A 23,446-nucleotide genomic window follows, 5' to 3' on the forward strand; every position below is an offset into this window, starting at 1 on the left:
TCCGAATCAACTTCTGAAGGCATGACTAACTGTCTTATTTTTTCTATGTTTCCTTCTGCAACCGAAATCCTCGACAAGCCACTTTTTAATATATTGTCAAAGGTTATTAACCCATGTTTGGTACTGAGTGTGCTAAAGCCAGTGTTTTCCTCCATCATTTGCTTTATTTCTGCGATCACTCCCATACCGCCCTCTTCCCAAAGAGGCCAGTTTATTGAAAATGTTGGTCCATATCTTCTTTCATCCTTCACCATATCATTTCTCATGTCCACATACATATCCATAAACCTATTTGCAAAAGCATAATCGGCTTGTCCTCTGCTGCCCAGTACTGCAGCAATGGAAGAGAATACAACAAAGAACTTCAGGTGCTCGTCCTTGGTTATCTCGTCAAGGTATACAAGACCATCCAGCTTAGGAGCCAGAACTTGATCCATATCCCTGACATTTTTGTTTACTACTAAGGAATCCCTTATTACCCCTGCACTGTGGACAATGCCATCTATTTTTCCATACTTTGCTTTCACTCTTTTATAAAGCATCTCGACTTCATCATGGTTAGTAATATCAGTCTTTATATACTCTACGCTTTCAGGTTTTACCAATCCTTTAATCTCTTGCTTTTGAATCTCAGACCTTCCGACCAGTATAATTGAACACTTACCTTTTTCTGCAAGATAATTAGCAAAAATAAGTCCCAATCCTCCTGCTCCGCCAGTTATTATATAAACACCGTCAGATATTTCTTCATCTTTTAGCTGAACAACCTCTAATACTGTCTCTTCAAATTTTCTTTTCATTCTCTTTCCTGAAATATAAGCAATTTCCTCAACTGCTTCATCTATTGCAAATAGTTCGTTGATTAAAACACTATAGTCCATGTTTTCAAGTAATAGAGTTTTATATTCATATGTCTGACTTTCTAAGAAAGCACTCTTTAAAAATGCATTAGCTGCCGCACTTATAATACCTCTCTCTACACCAGCAAATGAAAGAAGTACCTTTACTCTATTCTTGAGTTTTCTCGCCTGAAGTGCCTGTACAAGGTACAATAATCTATGTGATGTTTCCTTATAAAGGTTTGTACTTGGCAAGTTGGTGTCAAGTCCGAAGCTGTTCCAGAAGTATACAACATATGACAAGTTTATTCCATTTTGATCTATTGAAGTCAACAGTCTAATATAATCTTCTTTATTATCAGGATTTATTTTATAATATGTATCTGTCTTGCTAAAACTCTTATCACATTTTACTCTGATAATGTAACAATCCCTATGATTTTTGCTTACATATTCACTTAATCCTAAGAAGGTTTCTTCATCATTATCAAAGGCAAGAATATAACCACTGATATTTTGAGCCTTGACCGACAGTTCTTCATTACTCAAGTAATCATTGAAATATAGCATGTCATTTCCTGAATGAATTTCTTTTTGATTGAACTCTCTTAATGCAAATCCATTTATTGTTAAAATTACTTTTCCTGCCATATCAGTTACTGAGAGATTATATTTTCCATCTTTGAGTACTGAATGTACGAAACAGTTTTCCGGTAGAAAATCCTTTATATGTATTTCATCTATACTAAAAGGGATCTTCGTTTTATTGCTTGAAAGTTGCAAACCAAGAACTGATTGTAACACTCCATCTAAAAGTATAGGATGAAGTACTAATTTACGGTCTACTGTATCATCATTATTAAGCCTTATATAAGAAAGCGACTCATTTGGGTTATACCAAAGTTCTTGAACGGTTTTATACCCATCACCATAGGATATACCTTTTTTGCTAAAACATTCATAGAATTTCTGTTTACCCATATAATCAGTACAACGACTTTTTATTTTTTCAATATTCAGCGATTCATCTATAGTATCTTGGTTTTCATACTCCAACAGTCCCTTTGCATGTACTATCGCCCCACTTTGTTCAGTAACCACTTCGAACTCAACAGCAGCTTCCTGCTGATAAAGGCTGATTTTTGCCTCCTTGCTTCCATCTATTAATTCAATTGGATTAAGCCAGATTAAATTCTTTATCTTACGAACTCTCTCACCTCTATTTGAGAATACTCCTGCTGCCCGTGCCATCTCTATAACTAATGCACCTGGCACTATGATCCTGTTATCTATCACATGATCTTTTATACAAAATTCATCTTGACTGAATAATTTCTGGTAACATTGCTCGTAAAGAGTGGAAGTATTGCTATCCAACAAAGGATGCAGTGACTGAGTTTTTTCTTTTTTAAGGCATTCCTCGGTTATCCAATAGCTTTCCTTACTAAATGGGTACGTTGGCAATGAAACAATAGAAAATGCATTACTGTCATAAAGCATTTCCCAGTCTATATCCAGACCAGTTACCCAAAGCTTTGCTATATTTCTAAATTTACCTCTCATAAACCAATTCTTTAAAAGATTATCAGTTTCCACATTTTCTTCAAAGTATTCAAATATATTGTTCTGGCTATTATAATTGCTCCCAGTAAAAGTATCCTCAGATTCAATATTATTTATATAACAATTTAGTTTATTTATTAGCTCTTCAATATCTCCTGCAATAATTGCAAGTCTTTCTTCCATTGGCTCACGACCAGTCTGAAGCGTGTAAGCAATATCAGCGAGAGATAAATCTTCTGCTTCAATTCTAGGAACTAATTTTACTTCACCTATTGATTTGATTTGGTTTGCTTTATTTTTTAATACTATTTGGTACAAATTTTTAATAGTCAAATCATAGGTAATCTGTTGCATACTCACCATAGTTCCGAACTTTTCATTTAAATGAGAGAGAAAACACATAAAATCATTGGCATTAATAAGGTAGCTACTTATAGAATCATCCTTTTCTATACTCTCTCTTTCTATTTGTATAAATGAAGAAAAAGCACTTAAGAAATCCTCTTCAGACAGCTCATCTATTTCTTCATTATTATTTGTACAAGCAGACGTAAATAGCTTCCTTTTTTCCAAGAATTCTTTAAGTTTATATGCATATGCCTTTAAGGTATCTTCACTTTTTGCTGATAAAACGATTATATTATTTCCTATTGATTTATTAGAAGATAAAGGCTTATCGTATTCCTCAATTATTACAGACGCATTTGACCCTCCTGCTCCAAAAGAGCTAATTTCTGCACGTCTCAAGTAAGTTTTTTCAACACCATCCTCTAATAGTACAGGCTTCTTCCATTCTTCCAGCTTATTTTGTACGTATACTGGTGAATTTCCAAAATCTATATGAGGGTTTAATTTGTCAGAGTGTATTGAAGGAACAAGCAACTTGTACCGCATCTGTAGTAGCACCTTGGTTAAAGATGCAATCCCAGCTACAGATTCAAGGTGACCAATATTTGACTTTAATGATCCAATGGAGCAGAACTGCTTATCATCAGTAAATTCGCCGAATGCCTTAGTTATACCGTCAATTTCAATAGGGTCTCCTAATGATGTACCAGTTCCATGTGCCTCAATATAACTAACTGTACGTGCACTTATTTTTGCATTTTTTAAGCAATCAACAATAAGCCTGCTTTGTGCTACTGGGCTTGGTACAGTATATCCATTTGTTTTCCCGCCATGATTAATTGCAGACCCTATAATTACACCATAAATATTGTCACCATCTTTAATTGCCTGTTGCATAGGTTTCAATAATACAGCACCAACACCTTCACCTGGTACATATCCGTCTCCGCCTTCTCCAAAGCTTCTACACCTTCCGTCACTTGATCCGAACTTACTCTGGCTAATCAAGAAATATTTATTTGGATGACTAGCTATATTGACCCCTCCAACCAAAGCATAGTCACACTCTCCCATATTTATACTGTCAGCTGCAAGCTTGAGGGCCGAGAGTGAAGATGAACACATTGAATCTACCGCCATACTTGGGCCATTAAAATTAAATACATATGAAACTCTATTTGCAACTGAAGCATAACTCGAATTAGGTTTTTTTATGAGTTCATTTTGCGCACCATACAATTGATACTGTCCCCACATTACTCCTACAAATACACCTACCTTTAAGTTAGCCAGTTTGTGCCTAGTATATCCGCCATTCTCCAACGTCTCCCATGCTGTTTCAAGAAATAATCTTTCCTGAGGGTCCATTAATTCTGCTTCTTTCGGAGAAATATTAAAGAATAGTGGGTCAAATTTATCAATATCATTGATGAATCCTCCCCATTTGGTATAAGTCTTACCGCTTTTACTCTTGTCAGGGTCGAAATATTTCCTATAGTCCCACCTGTCTTGTGGAATTTCCGTTATACAGTCTTTGCCTTGTGTCAGATTGTACCAGAAGTCATCTAGGGATTCTGCCATTGGATACCTTCCCGCAACTCCTATTATAGCTATCTGCTTGCTTATATCAGATGCTGTCCCAATATCCTCGTTTTTAATTGGTTTAAAGAACCTTGCTCTATCTTCTTTCTGTGTCTTCTTTGTTTCTATATATTTTGGTAATGTTCTTTGTTCTTTACCAAAAAGCTTATATACATGCGTAGTATGCTTTTTCACAAAGTAAGTTGCTAGTTCCTCTACATTTTTATACTCAAAAAACAGAGTCTTTGATAGGCCTCCAAAGCTCTTCTCCAGTTCATCTGTAAGGTTAAGCATCATTATTGAGTTAAGACCATATTCATCAAACTGCTTATCTCTCCTAATTTTTTCAACAGGAAGCTGTGTTTCTTGTGATATAATCTGAGTCAGGAATTTTTCTACCTTTTTCTGTATTTCTCCCTCATTAATTGTATCGGTGGAGTCATTAACATTAACATCAACATCTGCAATGTATCCTGTTTGGTTCTCAGCGTTTACCATATCTGTAATTACCGCTTTATTACCTGAAAGTACTGTTAAACAAGCATATTTAGAACTTAAAGCCATTTCAAAGGCACTAATTCCTTCCTTGCTTTCAAGCCCGACTATTCCTTTATTCTTTAGTAGCCTGTCTCTCATGCTATCAGAAAGCACCATTCCGCCTTCTTCCCATAAAGGCCAATTTACCGATATAGTTCTCCCTGAGCATTCACCTTGCATTCTCTTTTTCTCGCGCAAACTTGCATACTCATCCATAAACCTGTTTGCATAGGCATAATCACATTGACCAATATTTCCAAAAGTGGAAGTGATAGATGAAAATAGAGCAAAAAAATCAAGATTATCACAAGCTGTGAGCTCACCAAGATTTAGTGTTCCTTGAACCTTGGGTTCTAGGACTTCATCAAATTCTCTTTTTTCCTTCTTTATCAAAAATGTATCCTTTATAATCCCAGCGCAGTGGAAAATACCTTTTATAGCTCCAAATTGATTACGGATTTTACTCAATACCGCTTGTATATCATTATAATTTGATATATCACATTTTATATATTCAACATTCTCGTTTAGTATCTTGAGTTTCTCAAATTGTATTTTTCTTTTCCCCTCTAGTTCTGAACGACCAATTAGTACTACCTGACAGTCTTGCTTTGAAAGAATATATCTAGCAAATACTCTACCTATTCCACCTAAGCCCCCTGTAATAATATAGAGCCCTTTATAGATAACCTGTTTATCCTGAAGTGGGATAATTTCCTTCAAAACTTTTACTTTTCTAATATCTTGTTCATACCTTATTTCCTGATTCTCTACTGTATTACACAGCTCGTTAATTAGCATAGGAACAACAGACTCTCTAGAATAATCAGAAATTTCTACTCCTTTGAAGTGGAAATTAGGATTTTCTAAAACAGCTGTTTTAGCAAATCCATTTACCCCAGCGTAGAACGGATATATATCATTAACAGCCCCTGAATACGCATATACAAGTTTTATTCCATCACTCAAACTATGAACCTTTAATAGCGCATTTATTAAGTAGAACATTGAATATATTCCATACTCTAAATGTTCTTTTTGTTTCTGTAATGACCATAAGTAGAGTATATGTGTAACATTGTACCTGCTATTTTCTAATGCATTTACTAGATGTGCATAGTCTTCGTGGGTATTTCCAATTTCAAATATTCCTTCGGAAACCCGTTCGAAGTTCTGTCCCTTCTTAGCCACAACTACCCTTCCAAATCCGAACGATTTAGCATATTTATCATACATAGCTAAGCTTTCATCTTCTCCAAACACTAACAAATCTCCAGTATTTGTGAGATGATCCTTCGATGCTGTCTGCTCCTTCCACTCATTTGCAAAGAACATGGTTTTATTTTTTTCTTCACCTTCAGCCTCCATAGAAACTGGCTTCTTACTGATTGCTTTTGCGGTAAAGTCTTTAATTGTTATTAATAGTTCGTTCTCTTCATTTAAAATATTAATATCAGCCTTAACAATCTCCGCACTCTCTCTGTCGTGTATTCTTATATGTGAATAGCAGGAGCTTTTTAGAGGTTTATGAATTTCTATGCGGTCAATCAAAAATGGCAGATATGTTTCATTTAAAGCGGAGACAGAATCAAACCCTGCTACTGTATGTAGTGCACCATCCAGCAACTGTGGAACAAGCGTACATTGAGACTGTAACCCCTGTAATGATAATGGTGCTTCTATATAAGCTAAAAGTTCATTCTCATTATAAAATATTTTTCTAACAACCCTGTATGTTTCCTCATACTTTATTCCGTTCTCATTAAAGTACCTATATAACTCAGTATCTTTTTTTATTCCTGTACAAATTTCTTTCAGCTTATCAATATCATAAACTTCTCTTACAGGACTGCTTTCAAGCTCCATTATACCTTCACATACCGAAGTTTCTTCTTCATCATCCGTATGTATTAAAAATTCCAAAGCATCATTTTGAGGAAAAAGCTTTATATAAACCTTTTTTGTGTCTTTGTCAAATATAACTGGTTTTTTCCATACAATGGACCGTATGACTTTTATATCTCTCTCACAGGATATTTTTCCTGCAGTCAGCGCCATCTCTAAAAGAACTACACCCGGTAATACTGGAACATCATTTATTACATGGTCTTTTATAAAAGCATCATTCTTATTGAATACAGTGCAAAATTTCTGTTCATGTATTGTAGATACATTTTCATCTATAAACGGGTGAAGTTTCTTTATTGTGTTATTTTTACTTCCGTCTTCTGAAATCCAGTAATGTTCCCTCTCAAATGGATAGACTGGCATAGAAATACGGTTACAAATATTATCTTTATTAAAGGCATCCCAATCTATATTAATATTCTGGGTATAAAGCTTAGCAATTCTGATTAAAGTCTCTTTATATTTGTTCTTATCAGAGTCCTTAATACTTAATCTAGACATTAGTTGTTCCACTTCTAAATTGTCTTCTATCTTTTGTGTATTTTCATTAAACTCGTTATTAATCGAAATATCTTCTGTTAGCGATAATTTCAATTTTTCCATTAGCTGGCTCTTGTTTTCTACTACATAAGCAATTCTAAATTCAAAATGACTTCTCCCCTTCTGGAGAGTGTACGCAATATCCTCAAGTGCATATTTTTTTCCCTCTTCAGCTAACCATTCTGCCAAGTCTTTGACTTTTCTTATTAAAGCCTTTCTCGTCCTGGCAGATATAGGTATCAAGTGATATGGACTCAAATTGCTTTTCATTCTATTTACATTTGGAAATTCCTTTAGTACAACATGGCAATTAGTTCCGCTATATCCAAATGAGCTAACGGCTCCTATTTTTTTATCAGATATATTCCATTCCTTCAAAGAAGTATTTACGTACAACGGTGTATCATTGAAATTAATATGTTGGTTTGGAGTATCAAAATTCAGTGATGGGGGTAGCATACTGTTTTTCATAGACAACAGAACTTTAATCAATCCCACCACACCAGCACTTGCTACAGTATGACCTATATTTGTTTTTACAGATCCGATAGCACAAAACTTCTTTTTATTGGTTTTGCTGCTCAATGCTTCAGTAAGTGCGTTAAACTCAATAGGGTCTCCAAGCTTTGTACCTGTCCCATGTGTTTCTATATAGGAAATATCTTCAGTATTTATTCTGTTCTTTTCATATATGGATTTTATTAAGCTAACCTGAGCAGCCGCACTTGGGGCTGTTATTCCATTGGTTTTTCCATCTTGATTTATTCCAGAACCTATTATAACCCCTTGGATATTATCCCTATCCTCTATGGCTTTATCCAATCTTTTTAATATAATAATTCCAACACTCTCACCTGGTACAAATCCATTTGCATTATTATCAAATGTCTTACAACGTCCATCAATCGAAAGCATATTCATTTTTGATGAATTTATATACAGTGCAGGTGAAGACATAAGATGAACACCACCAGTAATGGCCATGTCACATTCACCAGCCAATATGCTCCTAGCAGCAACATGTATTGCTACCAAAGATGAAGAACAAGCAGTATCAATTGAGATACAAGGACCTTTTAAATTAAGGTAGTATGATATACGCGATGCAAGAATTGCAGTGTCACATCCCATAACAGCAAATGGGTCTGAGGTATTATTTCTTTCACGTATTAAGTTAATATAGTCCCCTTGTTTCGCTCCAATAAACACTCCGACTGATTTTCCGTTCAAATCGGTATTGCTATACCCTGCATCTTCTAAAGACTTCCAACATTCTTCAATGCATAAGCGTTGCTGAGGGTCCATAAATTCACTCTCACGAGGTGATATATTAAAAAAATCCGGATCAAATAAATCTATTCCTTCTACGAATCCACCCCACTTACTTACTGATTTTAATGGTTTTTTATTATCAGGATCATAAAATGTATTAATATCCCAGCGATCCGATGGAATTTCAGTAATAGATGCAACCCCTGAAGCCAGATTGCTCCAAAATTCATTTGCATCTTTTGCTCCTGGGAACCTCCCTGAAATACCAATGATGGCAACCATGTTCCTGTTCTTTTCATCTAACGAATCACTGAAATTCTCGCATTGACTGGCTAACGTTTCAAGCTTGAAATTTAACAACGGAAGACTGTCTTTATCCACAAATATACTATTTTTGATGTTCTCTACATTCTCATTTATTAGATTTTCTTTTGCCAAAAACACCTCAAGTTCTTCTATACTTGAATTATCATATAAATCAGATACTTCAAGCTTTATATTTAATGAATTATTAATCTTATTTAGGAAATCTACAATTGTCATTGAGTCAAATCCTAAAGCATAGAATTTTTTGTGTATTTCTATATCACTCTTATTTACTCCGAGAGTCTCTGATGCAATCTCAATTAATTGCTCTCTTATGCTTCCTGTATTACCTGCTGTTATTCTGATCGGTCTCTCTATTTCAGCCTGAAGTGAAATGCTCTCTGGCTTTTGCATATTGACAGTTGGTCTAACTTTTTTACCCTGAACCAAAAATGCCGCAAGTTCTTCTATACTTGAATTATCATATAAATCAGATACTTCAAGCTTTACGTTTAATGAATTATTAATCTTGTTTAGGAAATCTACAATTGTCATTGAGTCAAATCCTAAAGCATAGAATTTTTTGTGTATTTCTATATCACTCTTATTTACTCCGAGAGTCTCTGATGCAATCTCAATTAATTGCTCTCTTATGCTTCCTGTATCACCTGCTGTTATTCTAGTCGGTCTCTCTATTTCAGCCTGAAGTGAAATGCTCTCTGGCTTTTGCATATTGACAGCTGGTTTAATTTTTATACCCTGAACCAAAAATGCTGCAAGGTCTTCTATACTTGAATTATCATATAAATCAGATACTTCAAGCTTTGCGTTTAATGAATTATTTATCTTGTTTAGGAAATCTACAATTGTCATTGAGTCAAATCCTAAAGCATAGAATCTTTTGTGTATTTCTATATCACCCTTGTTTACTCCGAGAGTCTCTGATGCAATCTCACATAATCTCACCATAATATCTTCAATACTTGTCAGTATGCTTTTTGAGTCTTTCTCATCGGACAGCATAGAATTACTTTGTTCCATATCATTTATAAGGTCTTTAATATCAGATTTTGCTAATCTCTGGCAGTCTACTTTACCATTGGGGGTACGTGGAAGAACCCTTAGTTCAATAAAAGAAGACGGTATCATGTACTCTGGCAATTTTTTTTTCAATAAATCCTCTACTTTTTCTACTGATATATCTATATTGTTATAAAATACAACGAACGCTAATAGTCGTTTCGAACCTGTGCTTAGTTCTTTAGCAATAACTGCATTTTCTCTTACCCCATCAATTTCTGAAATCACCTTTTCAACAGCAGACAACTCAATTCGTATACCACGAATTTTTACTTGATTATCTCTTCTTCCTAGTGGTTGGATTGTTCCATCAGACAAATATCTAGCCATATCACCAATTTTATAAAGTCGCTCCCCTTGTTCAAAAGGGTCAGGTATGAATTTATTTCTATTCTCTTCTGGAAGTTTTATGTATTCTACTGCTAAAGATATCCCTCCTATATATAAATCACCAGGTACTCCAATGGGGCATAGGCATAAATTTTTATCAAGTACATAAGTCTTTACATTTGCTATAGGACTATACAACGGCATTGATTTTGAAGCTTTAGTATAATTTGAATTATCAGACTGCAGGATTCCATTAACTTCTGTTGCTCCATAATCTGCTACTAACAGTGCGTTCGGAAACTTTTCAGTAAAAAATTTAAAAAACTCAGGCGTTATAGGTTCTCCAACCATAATCAACACTCTGATGCTTGAAAGCAGATTTATGTCTTCTGTAGAATCAAACATTCTTTTCATTACAGAAGGAATCATAATTAAATAGCTGATATTGTGTCTAGCTATAGCTCTAATTAATTTCGCAGGATCTTTAACAATTGAATCTGAAAGTATTACTGTCGGTACCCCTCCCAATACACCTCCAAGAAACTCCCACATTGATGGCATATAATTCATACTGGTACGCTGACAAACGCAGTCATCGTCTCTAAATGGATATATTTTCCACATATGGTTGTAATAATTTATCAACTGGTGCTGTCTGTGCCTAACTCCTTTTGGTTTTCCAGTTGAACCAGAGGTATACATTATTAACCCTGAGCTATCAAGATTGCTTCTATTTTCTGATAACTGTTTATTGAAGTCGTTGCTAGTAGTGTCGTCCAGTTTAATTGAATCAAGAATCTTTACCTTAACTTTTTTGTCAGGAAGATCAGGCAGATATTTTTCAAGGCTCAATATCAAAGAGATCCCTGCATCATCAATTATATATTTTATATGCTCTGCAGGGTATGTAGTATCAAGAGGCACGTATATATTACCCGACTTAAATATAGCAAGAATAGATATTGTAGTGTAAACTGTTCTTTTTCCATACACACCAATTGCACCAAGGTTCATGTTAGTTTTCTCGATTTCGCTTGCCACCAAATCAACAGCATTGAATAATTGGATGTATGACAATTTTATGACATTCCCATCATCATCTTCGTGTACTATTGAAGTAGAAAATGGAGTCTCCTTTACCTTTTTTTCAAAAAGATTATAAAGAGAATGCTTAAATGAGAAATCGCCCTGATATCCTCTACTACTTCTTCTTAAAAATTCTTCCTCCACATTATCAATTATCCCAATCTTGTCAATATTCAATTCAGAATTTTTTATCAAGTTTTCTAAAAAGCTTTTAAAGTGCCTTAACACTAGCTCTATAACCCAAGGGCTAGTGAGTATCGGTAAATACTTTATACCACAAATCAGTTCATTATCTTCTTCTTTAACACTGAAAACTACATCAGGTAACGCATTCTTGGGTTCTTTTACATTAGTATTCTTGAAGCTAATTAAAAATTGAACGCTTTCATTATGTTGGCTTATTTTTTTTACAATATATCCCAAAATGGTGGTAATACATTTCTTGCTCGCGTCGAAATCCTCAAGCCAAATAATATCATTCTTACTCTGTATACCCATAGAAATATCATCATCTTCACAGTAAATCGTAAAGAAAGCAATCAATGATGAAATAAGAACGGTCTGTGAGCTATAGCCATTCGTCTTACAGAATGACTTTAAATTTTGCCAGCTTTCTTCTAAAAGAAAAAACAAGCGAAAAGACTCTTCTAATAAGAACTCATTATCCACTTCATCAAATGGTAGTTTAAATATCAACGGCACATTATTAGATAGTAACTGTCTGTATTCATCTTTTTCAAAATTATTTTCAAAAAAATTTTGAATAATGTTTTTATAAGAAGTCTCAATTGATGACAACTTTAGTAAATCAATGATTTTATTTAATTGCTCAGTATTTCTATTAAAACTATCATCCAAATCTGCACTTGGAGTATTTAATACTGTACTATATACAAAAGAACACTCACTTTTTACAAAATGAATGCCATGAGAATCCATAAAATCAAGTTCGGATTGAATCATTAGCTTCCTCCTTACACAAATATAAAGCATTAACACTAGTCTGCCTACTTTAAAATCATGCTTATTATTGTTTGAATATATAATAGAATTTTTATATGAGACAAAATCTATTTTAGTCTTGGTCTAATTTACAATCTAAAACCGTTAACCTTTTCTATTTATAAATTACTGTTTTAAACATTCAGCCCGTTCTCCTTAAATACATCTATAATAGCCTGTTTTATAATTCTACAGCCTGTTTGTAATAATTCCATTTCTATTGTAAGAGGAGGCATTATTTTAAGTACTGTGTCATTGCGTCCTACTCTTTCAATAATCAATCCAAATTCAAAACAACGTCTAGCTATCTGTTTTGAAATTTCTGCTCCTCCAACATCTGAAAAATCAATGCCCCAAACCATACCGATCCCTCGAACATCCAGCAGATTATGTAAAGTTAAAATTTCATTTGTCAAATAATTCTTAATGAAATCAGATTTTTCTTGAACATCTTTTTGCAAATTGAACTCTTCCCAATACTCGAGAGCTCTCTGAGCACCTATGAAAGCCAACTGGTTTCCTCTGAATGTTCCGTTGTGCTCCCCTGGCTGCCAAATATCATGTTCACGCTTCATCAATAAAAGTGACATTGGAAATCCGTACCCGCTTATAGATTTAGAAAGTAAAACAATATCTGGAACAATTTCAGCTCTATCAAATGAAAAGAATGTTCCTGTCCTCCCACACCCAGCTTGAATATCATCACAGATAAGTAAAATGTCATTCCTCTTACATAGATCGCTCAATCTCCGAATCCAATCGGTACTCGCAATATTTATTCCACCTTCACACTGTATGGTTTCAAAAATTATTGCTGCTGGCTTTTCTATTCCACTATTTGCATCATTTAATACATTATCAATATAGTCTATGGTATCGAAACTTTTCATAAATTTATACGGATATGGCATAAATGTAACATTAGGAAGCTGAACCCCAGCACCCAAACGATTCTGAATATTACCAGTTGCAGCAAGACTTCCTAGTGTCATTCCATGAAATCCCCCCATAAAGGAGAATATTCCTGCTCTCCGCTTGATTTTTCTTGCGAGCTTTAGTGCCGCTTCAACTGCATTTGTTCCAGTAGCACCGCAAAATTGAATTTTATAGTCTAATCCCCTCGGTTTCAATATACTTTCATTAAATTTGTTTATGAAATCCCTCTTAGCTACTGTATACATGTCCAAACCATGCATAATGCCATCCGAATTGAAATACGACAATATTTTTTCTTTAATAAAATCGTTATTATGTCCATAGTTAAGTGCTCCAGCACCTGCAAAGAAATCAATATAGTCTCGTCCCTCTTCTGAGTATATTACTGCATTTTTGGCTTTATTAAAAACAGCATTAAAGCTTCTACAATACGACCTAACATTTGATTCGTACAAATCAAATATATCTGTTGTCATTCAATAATCCCTCCTCAAAATGCATTCATTTGTCTTAACCATTTTGCTAAAACATTTTCTTAATGATTCTGCAGCTTCTTTCATCAGAATTATGCCAATTTCGTCTACATGCCTGTTTTTCCAGTCCTCAAGATCAGTTCCTTTAACCCACTGGTTAAAAGCTCCGAGTGCTGAACTACAAAGAATCTGATAATCTACCCTGTTTTCTTCACTACCGCTAATTGCCAAATCTTCAGCATGTTTAAAATAGCACTTAAATATTAATTTCATTTTATACTTAGGGTCATTTTCTGATCTTTTAATCTCTTGTTCAGGCAGAAGTTCCTTTAATTCTCTATACACATCGTTAAAACTTCTTTTAAAATATTTGTCCTGAATCTGTCTTTTTGTTGTCTCATTTATCTCCTCTATGGAGTTATACATTCGGTATAGTTCATAAAGTTTTGTTGCTCGTGCAGGAAAAAATAATCCTTTTTTAAGAACCTGAACCTTTCCGCCTATTTCAAACGTATCTCCTGATGGAACATACTCAGTATCTTGAACATTCATTTTTTGAAGCATGTCTTTAACCTGACTGCTGATTTTCGCCTCAACAGTACATTGGTTGATTGAGCCCGTTAGTATGAAGTCCGCTCCAAGGACGAACGCTGCTGCCACCGCTTCAGGAGTACCTATTCCCCCCGCTGCTCCAACTCTTATTTTTTTATGGTAATTATATTTCTTCATTATTTCATCCCGTAATTTTAACATTACAGGCATCAAAGAATATGATACCCCACAGTCCATATACCATCCTGCCCCAGCCTCAACACATATATCATCTGCCATTGGTACTTCTTTAGCCATCTCAGCTTCTTTAGCAGTTATTTTTCCTTCTGCTAACAATTTATTTATCATATATTCATTCACAGGACTCATGAACATCTCAGCAATTTCAGGCCTTGATACCTTGGCAATAATTCTATTTGTTGAAATAATTTCACCAGAATTATCTTTTTTCAAACCTTCAAGCTTATATCTAACAATAGCAGGTGTAAGACTCATATATGCAGATACTTCAATGCATTTAATTCCAGTTTCTAGCAACACACCTACTATTTTATCCTCCACATCAGGATTTGAATAATTGTAAGTCAAATTCACGCCGTAGGGCTCATAACTTGCCAGATTCCTCTGAATATAACCAATGTCATCTCTTATCTTATCAATTGAAAGCTCTCCAGTGCCCAAGAACCCCATCGTCCCATTTCTCGCTAGTTTAATAATCATTTCTTTAGAAGATATACCCCTATACATTCCACCAGCTAAATATGCATATTTTAAATTATAGTCCTTCTTGAATTCATCACATCCGAGAAATTGGGCAGCAAGCAATGAAGTATTTTCAACCTCTGCAGGATAATTTTGATCACATTGCTCACCTGATATATCAGTCTTCGCCTTATTATCAATATATTCCTCATCTTCTACAATAAGCGGAACAGCTTCTCTTTTGATACTTTGTACCAAACCAGCAACAACAGTTCCAGGACCAACTTGGGTAATCTTAACATCACCCTTTCCCATTATGTATCTAATGCTGTCATTCCACATTACAGAGCTTGTTATTTGATCTGACATATTCTCTTTTATTTCTGTTGTTTTATAAGGTCTTGAAGTTTTATTGGAAATAACGATGATTTTTGGTGGATTAAAATGAAACTGTTTAATATATTCACTAAACAATATTTTAGAATCTTCCATATATCTGGAATGAAATGCACCACTAACTTTTAGAATAACATAATTTTTGGCTCCTGCAGCCTCAAAGACCGATTTTGCTCGTTCAATATCCTCTTTGAGTCCTGATATTACAATTTGTGAAGGTGTATTGATATTTGCAATATCAATGCGTTCAAATCCGCCTTCTTTAAGAACTACCTTTATCTTATCTAAACTTAAACCTATGACTGCCGCCATCCCGCCACCTACGGCTGTACTCATCAATTCCGCTCTGTATTTCACAATTTCCAATCCAGTTTCAAAATCAAAAATACCCGCTGCTAGAAGTGCGTTAAATTCTCCGAGACTGTGTCCTGCAACAAAATCAGGATATTTCCCTGTATCTTCGATTAATTTGAAATAAGTCAGAGCATTTACAACATATAATGCAGGTTGGGTGTATTGAGTCTGTCCGAGTTTATTTTCCTTATCCTCAAGACATAGTTCCTTTATGGAGTAGCCCAGAATCTTATCTGCTTTTAAAGTTAAATCTTTAAAAGCATCAAATAATCCTTCTCCCATTCCTCTATGCTGTGAACCTTGTCCTGGAAAAACATAAGCCAACATTTATCCATCACATCTTTCTTATCTAGAATTCTTGCATGAAAATTTTATGCAAGAAAAGACATAGTTAATCTGTTATGCCTAATAAAATCCATCAGCGCAAAATCAAACAATAATATCTCATTTTATTTACAATAATTGCATCCATTATATGTTTATTCCTTTTTTAACAGTGTACTACAGCATATTACAGTTGTCAACGCTTTGCTTATTTGTACTTTTTTGTATGTTGTTTTTTGTCACTTTACAAAACTTATGAGGTTGCTGAAAGCAATTGCTCTTAACTATTTAGCAAGGATCTTGATAATAGAAAAAAATGTGATAGCCTGTCTAGCCTTAGATATAGCTTGTTTAGGCACTGTTGGAAGCTTTAATTCGGGGAAGTCCATCTTAAATTGAGAATAATTAATCTATAAAGATTTATTTGTGGAATGCATTATAAAATAAAACAAATTGGCAAAAGAAAGTTTCTAGATTGGGCTTTAATAATATGTGCCTCGCAATCAAATAGTTATATTCAATTGCGAGGCAGCATTTTTTGATTACCCTATCAATTATTTATTTCAGCCTGGAATGCCTTCTTTAAAGCTTGTCCAGTATAGCTTCTTTCGTAATTTACTAATTCCTCAGGTGAACACTGAGCAATTATTTCACCACCTTCTTTACCGCCCTCTGGCCCTAAATCAATTACCCAGTCAGCACTTTTAATAACATCCAAATTGTGTTCAACAACAATAACAGTATGCCCTTGCGTAATAAGCCGATGGAGTATATTCAGTAGATACTGAATATCAGCGAAATGTAGTCCTGTAGTTGGCTCGTCAAGGATATAAACCATTTTCCCGTTTGTTTTTCTACTAAGTTCTTTAGCAAGCTTTACTCTCTGTGCTTCTCCTCCGCTCAATGTAGTTGCACTTTGACCTAGCTTTATGTATTCTAATCCGACATCACAAAATGTCTGAAGAATTTTTACTATGTCTCTGTTGTTTGAAAATAACTCCAATGCCTCATTTACATCCATATCTAAGACATCTGCAATGCTTTTACCTTTATATTTAACTGATAGAATATCTGACTTAAAGCGCTTTCCATTACATTCCGTACAAGGTATCCAAACATCTGCAAGGAAATGCATTTCTATTTTTATCTGCCCCTGACCCTCACAGACTTCACATCTTCCCTTGTTAGAATTAAAGCTGAAATGTTCTTGGGTTAGCCCTTTACTCTTTGCACTATCTGTGCTGGCAAAAACTTTTCTTATTTTATTAAACAAATCAGTATATGTAGCAGGATTAGATCGAGGAGTACGCCCTATAGGAGCCTGAGAGACATTTATTACATTTTCAAAATAGTCATAACCCGTTATTTCTTCATACTCTCCAATCTCTACATCGCTCTTGTTCAATAACTTCTCCAGTAATGGCTCTAGTGTTTTCCCTATTAGACTACTTTTTCCGCTCCCGCTTACACCTGTAATACAAGTAAAAGCTCTAACTGGAATTCTAGCTGTTACATTTTTCAAGTTGTTATGTTTCGCACCTTTAAGTACTAGCCACTTATCCGTCAGCTTTCTTTCAGAATATTTCTCCTGTACTGCTAACTTTAATTCTCCGCTCAGATATTTTCCTGTAATTGAAGCCGGATTATTCATAACTTCCTCTGGAGTTCCTTGAGCCACTACTTTTCCTCCTAATATTCCTGCTTTAGGTCCTATATCTACAATCCAGTCTGCATTGCGTATTATTTCATCTTCGTGTTCAACAACCAAGACTGTATTATCCTGACTGCGCAACTTCATTAACGTCTTTATAAGATTAATTAAATTATGTGGGTGAAGCCCTATAGATGGCTCATCTAGTACATAAATAACTCCCACCATCCCACTACTTAGTTGACTTGCAAGACGAACTCTTTGCCCTTCCCCTCCTGATAATGTTGGTGCAGTTCTGTTTAAGGTCAAATAGTGAAGTCCTACATCAACCAAAAATTTAAGTCTGTTATATACTTCAGTGATAAGTTCTTCACCGATTTTTAGTAAATTATCGTCAATATACTCAGATACTTCTATTACCCACTTTAACACCTCATCTATAGACAATGAATAAATTTCAGATATTGTACGCCCCCGTAATTTTACTGAGCGAGCTTCTTTACATAGTTTTGTTCCATTACAAGCTTGACAGGGAACAGTCCTCATGTATTGTCTATACTTTTTTATGCTATTCTCAGTTTCAGACTCATAATAAAGCCTTGTTAGTTCTGGAATGAGTCCTTTTACAGGTTTTAAAGTCTCTTTTAAACCTAATGTGGACTGATATTTAATTTTTTCTTCACCTGATCCGTAAAAAATAATTTTATGGAACCATTCAGGGAGGTCTTTCCAAGGTGTCTCAATATCCAAATCATAATGATTGAAGATTGGCTCAAGAGGTCCTGTAGGCCACGTAGTTTTATTAGTATCTCGCAGATTTCCAAACCATCTTATTGCACCATCCATTATTGACAAGTTTTCATCTTCTAATAAAAGCTCAACTTCCATCGATTGTTTTACACCCAAACCACCGCATTCAGGGCACATTCCTAAAGGAGTATTGAAGCTAAAGTGCTGTGAACTCATTTCAGGAAAGCTTGAATGACAGCGAGGGCATAGTAAATTTGTGGCAAATAACAACCTCTCTCCATTACTTCTTTCTACTGTCAGAGTACCCCTTCCATCCTTTAAAAGAGTCCTAATGTGCTCTGTCAATTGTTCTATAAATGCTACTTCATTGGATTTATCTTCAGGTATCTTAAAGGTGTCACCTACCAAGTCTACACTAACTTTCTCATTTCCTGCTGATGGTCTTATCTGATCAATTTTCTCAACTTTACCGTTTATTCTTAAATAAGAAATATTCTCTATCTGAATCTTTTCTAGAATGTAGCTCCAATCCCCAGAGTAATTTATAATTAGTGGTGCAAACAATGAAAATTCTTCTCCTAATACTAGGTTGTTATAAAGTGTACTTGCTATTTCCCTTGGTGTCTGTGGGCATATATTGGTACCACACTTCATACATTTGGGTGTTCCAATCCTTGAATACATCAATCGCAAATAATCTGAAATTTCCGTTATAGTTCCTACAGTAGATCTTGGATTATTTCCTAGTGTTTTTTGCTCTATGGCAATAGATGGGCTCAGTCCATAAATAAAGTCAACTTTTGGTTTTTCTGTCTTTTCCATATATCTTCTAATATATGGAGATAGTCCCACAACAAATCGCCTCTGAGCTTCTGCAAAAATCGTATCAAACACCAGCGTTGATTTTCCGCTGCCACTTACTCCAGTAAAAACTACAAGTTTATTTTTAGGAATAGAAATATTAATATTTTTTAAATTATGTTGCGCTGCACCTTCAATTAATATTTTATCAGTATCCAGTTTAATTTCTTCGCTTTGCTTTGGTTTGAAATCCCTTGCCTTTACAGTATTCAACTCCATAATAGTTAAACTGCTATTATCATCTGTATACTCTACATCTAGAGAATTATTATCCCGTACGTCTAATTTTGTTCTCACAGGTGCATATAATGAACTGTCAGTTTCAAAAAGTGTGCGCAATTCATTAAAAGTATCACTATTCCCAGCTGTTACTCTTGAAATATCATCTAACTTGTCGTGTTCAGTCTTTGTTATGTCTTTTCTAGAACGGAATCCCCAAAGGTTGTCCCATGGCAATACCTCATATTTATTTAGTGAAACAAAATTTCGGATAAGGTTACTTCTAATAAATCCTAGACCAGAATTATTGTCATAGCCAAACATGCTATCATCAAGCTGCTTGTTAGCACATCCAATCCATACATCTTCAGACTTATAATATTTATCTTCAGGTATATCGCATGGATCAAAGTCCATATGAAGATAATCCTGTAAGACATGATCAATTGAAGCATCCACCTTCACCCATCGTCCAGCCTCCTCATGCCAATACTCACATATCCAATGTGATGGACAAAAGCTGTCCTGACTAGTATATGAAGAAAATCCACATAAAACTCTTGAAGGAACACCTTTACTTCTTAGTATAGAGCAAAGAACAACAGCAAAATCACGTGAATTTGCAAATAATCGTTCAAAAGGTTTTCTTTCGGTAAATAGATCTGATTCATTTATTTGAAGAACTCGCTCCAACATCTTTGAAACAAACAATAGATAAATTTCATCTTTTCTTTGATTAGGCATTTTTATACCATATAGGTCTGGATATTCAGAATTAATCATAAATCTATGTAGTGTCTCACAAATTATTCTTGGTTCCTTTGGCACATCATCAAATAGATAGCTTAGATTTAAGGGTTCAGTTATTATACTATGGCTTTGATAAAAGTTCTTCATTTTAATATTTATCTGATAGTTATTCATATTGCCCTCCTTAGACTTAAGTTTATAACTGTAAAGCATCTAATTTATAATTTATTACATATATATAGTCAAGCATCTCTAATCTCAGAACATAGATTAAAGATGCTTGACTATTATTAATAATTATTTCTATATACACTACAAGTTGTTACGTTCAATATAGCAGACTTTGCTTATCATAGAGTATCAGCTATTTCATTGTTATTAGAATATCCTGCAAGATTCTTAAATTTAACCTTTTTCAAGTAGATAGAGCACCATATAAGAGAAATTATCATTGCAAGCACAAAAGAACCAGCTATTACCAAAAATACTTCTCGTGTTCCGCCACCATACATATATACAAGCATATATGCTGCTGGTATGGTAACTACCCCCATCCTAAATAAGTCAATAATTAACCCTGGTAAAGCTCTTCCTGTCGCCTGAAAAGCAGAGGTAGCTATAATTGATACTATAATTCCCAAATACGCAAAGGAAGTGATTCTAACCTGTGTAACACAACCTTGAGCAACCTCTGGCAAATCCGTAAACAATGAAAATATACTTCCAGCTAATAAATTATATATAAGTGCAAAAACAGCACCTACTACCAATCCAAGTATTATATTTGTTTTGAAGGTCTCTATAATTCTTTTCTTGTTTTTTGCTCCATAATTTTGTCCTATTATAGTAAGTGTTGCATTTGCAAAAGCATATCCTGCCAGCAGAATGAACTCATCAAGTCTTCCTACAAGTGTCCATGAATTCATGGCAGTTTCACTTATTGTACCTATCAAATTATTCATGAATACCATAAATACACTTAAAGCTATCATGCTCAATATTTGTGGTGTTCCTATATGCGCAATCTCAAGAACTAAACGCTTATCCGCATTAGAAATGTTCCAACTTGCCTTAACTTGTGATTTCTTCCTCAAGAAAATACTTGTAACAAAAATTAATGAAACGAGTATAGCTATACTTGTCGCTAAAGATGCTCCCAGAACACCGAGTTTAAATACAAATATGAAAAGAGGATCTAATATAACATTAACAATTGTAGACAAAATCATAGACATTGCATAATATTTTGATAACCCTTCACCCTGAAGAACTCCCAATAATGAATAGTAGATTGGTATCAGACAAAACCCTGGAATAAAGCAATAAAAGTATTGTGTTGCATAATTTATCGCTTCCTCACTTAGTCCATCTCCAGCCATTAAATTTATTAACGGTTTTCCAAAAACTAATAATAGAATTAATCCCAGAATTGATATAGAAACTGACAATACTAGTCCAGAGCTTATTGTTTTATTAAGTACAACTTGATTTTTTTCACCAATTCCTCTGGCAACCAAAGAACTGATTCCCATATATAATCCTGTTCCAATAGCAACAAAAAGCATATACATGGGATAGACTAGCCCTATTCCGCTTATATAAGCAGTCGATTCCTGGTTAATCATTGAAATAAAAAAAGAATCAACCATTGCATATAACAAAACTAATAATTGTCCTATTATTATGGGCATTGCCAATTTAATGGATATTGGAACTATAGGGCCATTCATTATTTCCTTTCCTAAGTTTATACTTTCGTTTTCAGAATTTGTTTCGCTTTGTTTCATTTTATATCCTCCTTTTATAATTACAGTACATAAATATGACGCATAAAGATTCTATCAGTTATTTTTCAAAATTTCAACATTATTGGGTATTTATTTAAAACCTTGTTATAATCAGTAACTTTAGTATAAATTCAATCATTTTTATAGTTTGGGTTTTATGTATAATTGCATGCTATAAACCCAGCATTTGATCAAATTCTTCTGGTATTTCATTTAACCTTATAGCTATATAATAGCCTGAACCTCTAATTACATTAGTTGAATGTTTCAGTCCTCTAGGTATCCAAATACTTTTATTGGATTTCACAATATACTCTTCATCTCCTAATCGTACTAAATATTCCAATCCGCTTTCATCTGCGATGAAAATATTCAATTCATGTACATCATGAGAATGAAGAGACGTATATTCTTCAACATTGCATGCTTCACTAATTTTATGAATAGCAAGATGTACAGGGAAATTCTCTGGAAAATACCGCTTAATACACCTTACATCTTTATGAAAAGGTATTGTTGACAAAGGTACTACACTATTATCAAAAATCAGATTACTATTCTTTTCTTTCATAAATTCAATTCCTCCAATATATAGAACTTAACTATGCATTGCTTTATTCATTTATTTAATATCTAAAAGTCTCGAATTGCAAGTGTTAAACCATCTCCAATCGGAACCATACTTATTGTAACCCTTTGGTCTTCATAAATTGATTTGTTCAGCTGTCGAATATTCCTTACATCTGACCCTTGATTTTTTGAATCAATTACACTTCCTGACCAAAATACATTATCAACACCAATAATTCCCCCTGGGCGAACAAGTTTCAAGGCCCTTTCATAGTAATTGACATAGTTATCTTTGTCTGCATCAATGAATATAAAGTCAAAAATGTTCTCATATCCACTTTCCAATAATTTATCAATCGTATTCAATGCAGGAGCAATTCTTAAATCAATTTTGTGTGATACACCCGCCTCTTCCCAATAACGGCTCCCAATACTTGTCCATTTATTGTCAACATCACAGGTTATAATTTTACCATCGCTTGGGATAACCATTGCCATCCAAAGTGTTGTGTAGCCAGTAAATGTGCCAAGCTCTAGTATTCTTTTCGCTCCTGTCAACTTAAGTAGCAATGCAATAAACTGGCTTTCTTCAGGTGGACTTTGCATTGCAGACATAAGCATTCTTCCTGTCTCTTCACGAAGATTTCGTAAAATATCAGGCTCCCGCAATGATTTTTCAAGCATATAATCATACAATTCATCTGTCAAATTCAGCGACTTTTTACCCAT

7 protein-coding genes (1 of these 7 running past the window's edge) are annotated in these 23,446 nt (G+C 34.4%); all 7 read right to left on the reverse strand.

Translation table 11 applies throughout. The annotated features are described in order from the left end of the window. Nucleotides 1-12,353, reverse strand: the 5' portion of a protein-coding gene (locus LY28_RS14505) for an SDR family NAD(P)-dependent oxidoreductase (RefSeq protein WP_165835581.1). The gene continues 2,638 nt to the left of window position 1, outside the view; 12,353 of the gene's 14,991 nt are visible here — the first part of the coding sequence; its start codon is at nucleotides 12,351-12,353; its stop codon lies beyond the left edge, outside the window. A gap of 173 nt (nucleotides 12,354-12,526) precedes the next feature. After that, a complete protein-coding gene (gene ectB, locus LY28_RS14510; RefSeq protein WP_110462911.1) occupies nucleotides 12,527-13,804 on the reverse strand; it encodes a diaminobutyrate--2-oxoglutarate transaminase in 1,278 nt (425 codons plus the stop codon). Beyond that, the gene (gene fabD / locus LY28_RS14515) at nucleotides 13,805-16,132 is read right to left on the reverse strand and encodes an ACP S-malonyltransferase (protein ID WP_110462912.1); all 2,328 of its coding nucleotides are present in this window, start codon (nucleotides 16,130-16,132) and stop codon (nucleotides 13,805-13,807) included. Nucleotides 16,133-16,679: 547 nt separating this feature from the next. After that, on the reverse strand, nucleotides 16,680-20,534 hold the full coding sequence (gene uvrA / locus LY28_RS14520; protein ID WP_207658114.1) for an excinuclease ABC subunit UvrA: 3,855 nt from the start codon (nucleotides 20,532-20,534) through the stop codon (nucleotides 16,680-16,682). Nucleotides 20,535-20,710: 176 nt separating this feature from the next. Continuing rightward, nucleotides 20,711-22,147 (reverse strand): MATE family efflux transporter, encoded by a 1,437-nt coding sequence (locus tag LY28_RS14525; RefSeq protein ID WP_110462913.1) that lies wholly within the window; start codon nucleotides 22,145-22,147, stop codon nucleotides 20,711-20,713. Nucleotides 22,148-22,319: 172 nt separating this feature from the next. Further along, nucleotides 22,320-22,718, reverse strand: a complete 399-nt coding sequence (locus tag LY28_RS14530) for a cupin domain-containing protein (protein WP_110462914.1) — start codon at nucleotides 22,716-22,718, stop codon at nucleotides 22,320-22,322. A gap of 62 nt (nucleotides 22,719-22,780) precedes the next feature. Beyond that, a complete protein-coding gene (locus LY28_RS14535; RefSeq protein ID WP_110462915.1) occupies nucleotides 22,781-23,446 on the reverse strand; it encodes a class I SAM-dependent methyltransferase in 666 nt (221 codons plus the stop codon).

Source organism: Ruminiclostridium sufflavum DSM 19573 (assembly GCF_003208175.1).
GTDB lineage: Bacteria > Bacillota > Clostridia > Acetivibrionales > DSM-1351 > Ruminiclostridium > Ruminiclostridium sufflavum.